Annotated in this window: 6 protein-coding genes and 1 tRNA gene; 3 read left to right on the top strand and 4 right to left on the bottom strand. The window is 71.7% G+C overall.

The window, feature by feature from the left end; translation table 11 throughout:
- Positions 1–276 precede the first annotated feature (276 nt).
- The 3 genes from ASE27_RS15240 (at position 277) to ASE27_RS15230 (ending at position 2736) form a co-directional block, all read left to right on the top strand.
- Positions 277–1512: a chorismate-binding protein gene (locus ASE27_RS15240; protein WP_235535452.1), complete on the top strand. Its 1236-nt coding sequence runs from the start codon at positions 277–279 to the stop codon at positions 1510–1512.
- A gap of 4 nt (positions 1513–1516) precedes the next feature.
- Positions 1517–2386 (top strand): aminotransferase class IV, encoded by an 870-nt coding sequence (locus tag ASE27_RS15235; RefSeq protein ID WP_056652203.1) that lies wholly within the window; start codon positions 1517–1519, stop codon positions 2384–2386.
- Between the two features lie 278 nt (positions 2387–2664).
- Positions 2665–2736: transfer RNA gene (locus ASE27_RS15230), tRNA-Val, on the top strand.
- 130 nt (positions 2737–2866) lie between these two features.
- On the opposite strand, the gene ASE27_RS15225 is transcribed toward ASE27_RS15230, so the two are convergent.
- The 4 genes from ASE27_RS15225 to ASE27_RS15210 all read right to left on the bottom strand — a co-directional run bounded on the left by ASE27_RS15225 (position 2867) and on the right by ASE27_RS15210 (position 7559).
- On the bottom strand, positions 2867–4312 hold the full coding sequence (locus ASE27_RS15225; RefSeq protein WP_056652201.1) for an MATE family efflux transporter: 1446 nt from the start codon (positions 4310–4312) through the stop codon (positions 2867–2869).
- 100 nt (positions 4313–4412) lie between these two features.
- On the bottom strand, positions 4413–4859 hold the full coding sequence (locus ASE27_RS15220; protein WP_056652197.1) for a MarR family winged helix-turn-helix transcriptional regulator: 447 nt from the start codon (positions 4857–4859) through the stop codon (positions 4413–4415).
- A 277-nt stretch (positions 4860–5136) separates the two neighbouring features.
- A complete protein-coding gene (locus tag ASE27_RS15215) occupies positions 5137–6150 on the bottom strand; it encodes a hemolysin family protein (RefSeq protein WP_056652194.1) in 1014 nt (337 codons plus the stop codon).
- A complete protein-coding gene (locus ASE27_RS15210; protein ID WP_056652192.1) occupies positions 6147–7559 on the bottom strand; it encodes a hemolysin family protein in 1413 nt (470 codons plus the stop codon). The genes ASE27_RS15215 and ASE27_RS15210 overlap by 4 nt, the downstream gene beginning before the upstream one ends.
- Positions 7560–7733 lie beyond the last annotated feature (174 nt).

Below are 7733 nucleotides of genomic sequence, written 5' to 3'. Positions count from 1 at the left end.
GACCCTCACCTTGGCAAGGTGATGCTCTACCACTGAGCCACGTCCGCACTGCCGAACCTCGCCCGGATCTCTCCGGCGTTTTTCGGCGCGTCACAGACTTTAGTAGACGAGAGCGCTGGGCGTCCAACCGGACCAGGGCCCGCACGCGGCTCGGTAGCGTTGTGGGGTGCCAGCACTCCGAACCAGATTCCCCAGGACCCGCGCCGTTCCGCGGTTTCCTGACGCTCCGTCGGCTCGGATCGAGGTGGCGGAATGAGGCGCGGGTCACGCTCTCGAGTGGCGCAGGGCGTCTCGGAGATGCCCGACGCGCAGCGCTCTGACCTGCGCGGGGACGGATCTGACCCCGCGCTGGGCGGACCTGGCGTGGCGCCGGCGGCCGGTCCCGAGGGGAACGAGGACTCCGATGCGAGGGGGTTCGCGTCGTTCGCCGGCCGTCAGGGTCTCGGGGCCGTCGAGTGCATCGACCTCGCGGTCGACGCCGCCCGTCTCGCCGAAGGGCTGTGGTTCGTCGTCGCCGACTTCGAGGACCCGGCGCACGGGGGGCGCGCGCGGGCATGGCGCTTCGCCGACCACGAGGCACCAGACCACGGGGCGACCGGAGAGGGCCTCCCGGCGCGCGTGGCGCCGTCGGGCCGCGAGGGCGCGTGGCGCGGGCCCCACCCCGACGCTTGGCGCAGCTCGCTGTCCCGCGACGAGTACCAGGCCGCCGTGGCGGCCGTCCGCCACGCGGTGCACGAGGGGGACGTCTACCAGGCCAACATCTGCCGCGTGCTGGCTGCCCCCCTGCCCGCGGGCGAGAGCGAACCCGACGCGCGGGCGCTCGCGCGGATCCTCGCCGCGGGCAACCCCGCCCCATACGCGGGAGCGATCCACGTGCCCGCGGCGAGCGGGATCGAGCCCGTGTGGGTCGTGACGGCCTCGCCCGAGCTGTTCCTGCGGCTCGAGGGCGGTGTGCTCTCGTCGGGCCCCATCAAGGGGACCGCGGCCACCGCGGACGGGCTGCGCGAGAAGGACCGCACCGAGAACGTCATGATCACGGACCTCGTGCGCAACGACCTGCAACGCGTGAGCGCACCCGGCTCGGTCGAGGTCACCGACCTCCTGGCCGTCGAGGCGCACCCCGGACTCGTGCACCTGGTCTCGCGCGTGCAGGGGCACGTGGAGGTCGCCCGGGACGCCCCCGGTGGGCTGTGGGGGCAGGTGCTCGAGGCCACGTTCCCGCCCGCCTCGGTGTCGGGGGCGCCCAAGTCCTCGGCGCTGCGGATCATCTCCCAGCTCGAGCGTGGGCCGCGCGGCCCCTACTGCGGGGCGGTCGGCTGGGTCGACGGCGACACGGGCGAGGCCGAGCTGGCCGTCGGCATCCGGACGTTCTGGTGGGCCGACGACGAGCTGAGGTTCGGGACCGGGGCAGGCATCACGTGGGGCAGCGACCCTGCCGAGGAGTGGGAGGAGACCGAGCTCAAGGCCGCGCGGCTCGTCGCGCTCGCCTCGGGCGAGGCTGCGGCAGACTGAGGTCATGTCGATCGTCGTGTGGGTGGATGGGTCCTTCGTCGAGCCGCGGGAGCGGGCGCTGAGCGCGCTCGACCACGGGGTGACCGTGGGGGACGGGATCTTCGAGACGTGCGCCGTGTACGGCGGGCAGGCGTTCGCGCTGTCCCGCCACCTGCGGCGACTGGGCCGGTCCGCGGCCGGCATGGGCCTGCCCGCGCCCGACGAAGCGCGCATCCGCGACGGCGTCGCGCAGGTCCTGGCCGCCGCAGGGGAGGGCTCGGGGCGCCTGCGCATCACGGTCACGGGCGGGTTCGGGCCCATGGGGTCGGGGCGTGAGGACGGTGAGGAGACCATCGTGATCACCGCGGGTCCCGCGTCGCCCGGCCCGACCTCGCGGGCCGTGCGCTCGCCCTGGGTGCGCAACGAGCGCTCGGCCGTGGCCGGGCTCAAGACGACCTCGTACGCCGAGAACGTGGTCGCGCTCGCCGACGCGGTCGCGCGCGGGGGAGACGAGGCGATCCTCGCCAACACCGTGGGCGAGCTGTGCGAGGGCACGGGGGCCAACGTGCTCGTCGAGGTCGGCGGTGAGCTCCTGACGCCCCCGCTGTCGTCGGGCTGTCTCGCGGGCATCACGCGCGAGCTCCTCCTCGAATGGGCCGCGGAGGACGGGCTGCCCGTCCGCGAGGCCGAGCTCCCGTTCTCGGTCCTCGACCGGGTCGTGGCTCCAGGGCCCGACGACGGAGCCTCCTCCGGCGTGGGCCTCGCCCTCGCGGGGAGCGTGCGCAACATCCAGCCCGTGGTCGCGCTCGACGGCGTCGCGGTTCGAGCCGGCGAGCTGTCGCTCGCGGCGCGTGAGCTGTTCGACCGCCGGCGGCGGGAGCGCATGGACCCGTGACGGGGTCGGGAGCGCGATGCTGGGGTGAGGTCACGCGGTGCGTGCACGCCGGTGGCGGCCTGCCGGGGTCGACTGCCCGCCCGCTGCGGGCGTGCCCGCGGACCGTGAGAAGCTGCTGAGGCCCGGAAACAGGCCGTTGCGTGACCGGCGGCGCTACGCTGGGGGAGTCCCGTCGAGGCGGGCTGGGAGGCCGGTCCGGAGGCCAGTTCGCGATCTGGGTCGAAATACGGCTAATATCTTCCAGGACGCACGGCCCGACCGAGAGGTTGAGTCGCAGCGGGCGATTGGCGCAGTGGTAGCGCGCTTCGTTCACACCGAAGAGGTCACTGGTTCGAACCCAGTATCGCCCACCGAAAGAGAAGGCCCCTGACCAGCGGAAACGCTGGCCGGGGGCCTTCTGCGTACGTGTGACGTACGAGTCGCGTGCAGAAGGTTCGGCCCGAAAGCACGACAGGCGACTCGCCCTGGTGGGAGACACGGTCAGGCCGCGGCGGGTGCGAGAGACTGCTCGGCGCGCTCTGCGCTGCCTGTGACGAGCCCACGATCGATCGCTCGCCGGGACGCGAGCCACATCACGACCGCGACCAGGAGCACGGCCGACTCTGAGACGGTCAGTGACCAGACGATGCCCGAGAGCCCGAACCAGAGGTTCCCGAGGATCACGATCGGGATGAAGAGCACGCCCTGCGCCAACGAGATCACGATCGCCGGGGTGGCGCGCCCCGTGGCCTGGAAGAGCGAGGTGAGGAGTCCGGTGAACCCGTTCATGACCATCGCGACGAGCTGTGCCGTGAGGATCGTGACGCCGATCGCGAGCATCGACGGGTCGGCCGAGAAGGCGGAGAACAGTGGCTCACGGAAGAGGAGAACGGCCGCCGCCGAGACCAGGGAGATGCCGCCCACCGCGAGTGCGGAGACGCGCACGGCCGAGTGGAGGCGATCACGATCGCCTTTGCCGTAGGCGTAGGCGAGCAACGGGAGGACACCGAGCGTGATGCCCATGACGAGGAACTCGGGCACCTGGGCGATGCGGACCGCGACGCCCATGGCCCCGAGCGCGCTGTCACCGTAGGCGACGGCGAGGTTGTTGAGCACCAGGGACGTGACGATCAGGAAGGAGGCCTGGAGCAGCTCGCTCACGCCCACGCCGAACACGGGCCTGAGCACGGCGGGGGAGAGCGTGAACCACCGTGGAGCGAGGCTCATGTGCTCGCTGTTGCGGTGCAGCCAGCGGACGAAGTAGGCGACGAGGCCGAGGTTCGACAGGCCCATCGCGAGGGCCGCGCCGGCGACGCCCTGGTGCAGCACGAGGATGAGCAGGACGTCGAGCACGACGTTCGCGACCGTGGAGCCGACGAGCCCGATCATGACCTGACGGGCGGCGCCCTCGGCGCGCACGAGCTGTTCGAGGCAGAACGCCGCGGTCAGCACCGGCACGAAGGCGAGCATGACGCCCACGTACGAGCTCGTCGCGGGCACGGCGGCGGCATCCGCGCCGAGGAGCGACACGAGAGGGTTCAGCAGGAGCAGACCGAGGCCGCCGAACACCGCCCCGGCGACCACCGACCCCCAGACGGCGAACGACGAGACGTGCTTGATCTCGCCCGCCGTCGCGGGATCGCGGTCCACCGCGCCGAGCATCCGGGAGACGAGCGCGCCGCCGCCGACGCCGAACACGCCGCCGATCGCCATGACGAGCCCGAGCAACGGCGTGCCGAGCGTGATCGCGGCGAGGAGAGCGCTGTCGTGCAGCGAGCCGATGAATCCGGCGTTGATGACGTTGTAGACGGCGCCGACGATCATCGCGGCCGCCATGGGCACGCACAGGTGCACCAGGGCGCGGACGATGGGCGCGGAGGCGAGGTACCAGTGGTTGGTGCCGACGTCGTCCGTCGTCACCGTGGGGTCTAGGGTGTTCGAGCTCATGACGGCTCCTTTCGGGCAGGTTCGATGGCGCGGCGGCGGACACCGACGCGGCGAGGTGGGGCTGGTCGATCTGTGGGGTGGGGCGGCGGCGCCCTCGTGGCTACGAGCGGGTGGGCTGCGGCAGCTCTGCGGTGATCTTCGTGAGCAGGGCGAGCAAGGTGGCCCGCTCCTCGGGGGTCAGCGGGGCGAGGATCGTCTCGTCGGCCTCGGCCATCGCGACGTCGAAGCCGGCGATGAGCTCGGTTCCCGCCGGAGTGGCGAAGACACGCTTGCGGCGTTCGTCACCGCTCTGCGTGCGGCGCTCGATCAGGCCGCGGCGCTCGAGCCCCTGCAGGAGGCTCGAGACGCTCGCGGCGCTCGTGCGGCTGACCTCTGCGATGTCGCGCTGGATCGCCCCCGGGTTCTGCACGAGGTACCCGAGCACGAAGGCCTGCTCGTGGCTGAGGTCGCGCTCGCGGATCCAGTCCTCGCCGACCTTGCGCTGCGCCCATCCGATCCACCGGACCAGCTCGAGACTGCTGGAGAGTCTGATGCCCTGTTCGCTCATGGTTAGAACACTAACTGTTTGATCTCTAACCGTCAACTATCGAACTGATGGCTCGTACGCTTCCCGCCACCGGGTCCGACGGCGGCGACCTCCCTGACGAACGGCTGACGGCGTCGGACAGCGGCGAGACCTTCCCGGTCCACCTGGCGGCGTCCCGAGCCGTCCCGGAGGCCCGGCAACCGGGCTGCGCGCGACGACGGCGCCCCACCCGGTGCTTCGACCGGGTGGGGCGCCGTCGTCAGGATGTGGCGGCTGGCGCAGAGCAGGGCGCCTCGTGTCAGGCCGCGGCGACCTCCCGCGGGAAGAGCCGCGCCATGACGTCCGACAGCGCGATGACCCCGGCGACCGAGGCGCCGTCGGTCACCACGGCGAGGTGGTTGCGGGTCTCGCGCATCTGGGCGAGAGCCGCGTAGACGGGCACGGACCGTTCGAGCGTGAAGGGCGGCCGCATGAGCTCGGCCGCGGGACGGTCGAGGCCCACGTCGAGGGTGTCGCGCACGTGCACGACCCCCGAGATGCTGGTGTCGTCCCCGAGCAGGATCCGCAGGTGGCCGGACGCTCGCGTGGCCTCCTGCACGTCGTGGACGGTGGCGTCGAGCGGGACCATGGTGGGCCTGCCCTGACCTGTGAGCAGGTCGCCCACGGTGAGGGTCTGCAGGTCCAGTGCCCCCGAGAGCTGGGCGAAGTACGCCGGGTCCAGGGCGCCGACGTTGGCCGAGTGCTCGACGAGGTGACGCAGGTCGTCGGCGCTCTGGCCCGAGGCGATCTGCCCCGTCGGCTCGACGCCGACCTTGACCAGGCACCAGTTGGCCATGTTGTTGAGCCCTGTGAGCAGGGGGCGGGTCAGCCACATGAAGCCGCGCATGGGGATGGCCAGCAGCGTGGCCGAGGTCTCGGGGTGAGCGATGGCCCACGACTTGGGGGCCATCTCGCCGACGACCAGGTGCAGGAACGTCACGATGATCAGCGCGAGGACGAACCCGGCGGCGTCCGCGACCCACAACGGGGCGCCCCACGCCTCGAACGCGGGCGTGAGCCAGTGGTGGACGGCCGGCTTGGTGATGGCGCCGAGCGCGAGCGTGCAGGCCGTGATGCCGAGCTGCGACCCGGCGAGCAGCACGGTCAGCTCGGTCGAGCTGCGCAGCGCGGCCCGCGCCGAGCGGCTGTTGGGGGCGGCGTCCTCGAGGCGGTGCCGCTTGGCGGCGAGCAGCGCGAACTCGACGGCGACGAAGAACGCGCTGAGCGCGATGATGACGACGGTGATGGCCACGACGACCCAGGGGTTGCTCATCGTTCGCCCTCCTCGGTCTCGGGCGCCGCGTCAGGCGCGGCGTCGGGTGCTGGCAGCGGTCGGTCGTCCGTCGGGAACGTCACACGGACCAGCGACGGGACGTGACGCTCGACCTCGACCACGTCCACGCGCATCCAGGCGGGCTCCGGTTCCGCAGCGAGGGCGAGGTCGGCCGGGTCGAGCGGCAGCTCGACGACGATCCCCTCACCCGGTTCGAGCAGCGAGCCGTGCTGGTCGATCACCAGGCCCGCGATCGTCTCGTAGTCTCCCCGCGGCAGGTCGCGACCGATCGCGCGCTCGACCTCGTCGATGTGGGTGTCTCCGGGCATGACCCAGATCCCGTCGTCGTCGCGCGGGGCGATGGTGGGCGTCGCGGGGTCGTGCTCGTCGGTGATCTCCCCGACGAGCTCCTCGGCCAGGTCCTCTGCCGTCAGGACGCCGGCGAACCCGCCGTACTCGTCGATCACGCACGCGAGCTGGTTGCGGGTCTCGGTGAGCTCGCGCAGGGCGTCGGGCAGGCTCATCGCTGTCGGGACGACGACCACGGGGCGCATGAAGTCCTGGGTCGGGACGTCGTCGCCGTGCGTGGTCGTCAGCACGTCGACGAGGTGGACGACGCCCACGACCTGGTCGTCGTCGGCGAGCACCGGGTAGCGCGAGTGTCCCGCCGCCATCCGTGCCCGCACCTCCGCGAGGGTGTCGTCCGCGTGCACGACGTCGACGCGGGCGCGCGGGATCATGGCGTGCTCGACGTCGCGCTCGGGGAAGTCGAGGATGCGGTCCAGGAGGACCGAGAGCTCGCCGGGGAGGTCGCCGCTCTGCCGGGAGTCCGCGACGATGTGCTCGAGGTCACGGGCCGTCGCCGAGTGCTCGACGTCGTGGACCGGCTCGATCCGCAGCGCCTTGAGCAGGAGGTTCGAGGCCTGGTCGAAGATCTTGATGAGCCACCCGAACACGGCCAGGTAGATGGTCGTGGACCGGGCCAGCCACAGGGCGACCGGCTCGGGCCGGGCGATCGCGAGGTTCTTGGGGAAGAGCTCGCCGAAGATCATCTGGACGAACGTCGAGAACACCAGAGCCAGGACGGTGCCCACCGCGATGCCCACGCCGGTCGGGACGCCGACCCCGCCCAGGGCCTCGCCCAGGGACTCACCGACGAGCGGCTCGGCGACGTAGCCGACCAGCAGCCCGGTCACGGTGATGCCCAGCTGGGCGCCCGAGAGCATGAAGGACGTGCGCTTGGTGACGGCCAGGGCACGCTTGGCCCCCGCGTCGCCCGAGCCCGCGCGTGCGCTCAACCGTGACCGGTCGACCGCCATGTACGCGAACTCCTGGGCGACGAAATAGCCCGTCACGGCCGTGATCGCCACGATCACGACGACGCCGAGCAGGAGTGTCAGCACCCACATCAGAACCTGCACCCCCTCGTCGCAGCATCGGTGGCCGGCACAAGGGGGTTCGTACTGTCTGCGTCCATGTCTCTCTCAGATCGCGGGTGGATTCCGTCAGGTCAACGCGGAAGGAGGCCTGAGCGTTCCCAGGATCTCGCACGAGTTCTCCGCTGGGCCGCCCGCAGCCCCACG

Source organism: Oerskovia sp. Root918, assembly GCF_001428945.1.
In the GTDB taxonomy this organism is placed as follows: domain Bacteria; phylum Actinomycetota; class Actinomycetes; order Actinomycetales; family Cellulomonadaceae; genus Oerskovia; species Oerskovia enterophila.
The sequence above is the reverse complement of the archived record's forward strand: the minus strand, read 5'-3'. Positions and strand labels throughout refer to the sequence as shown.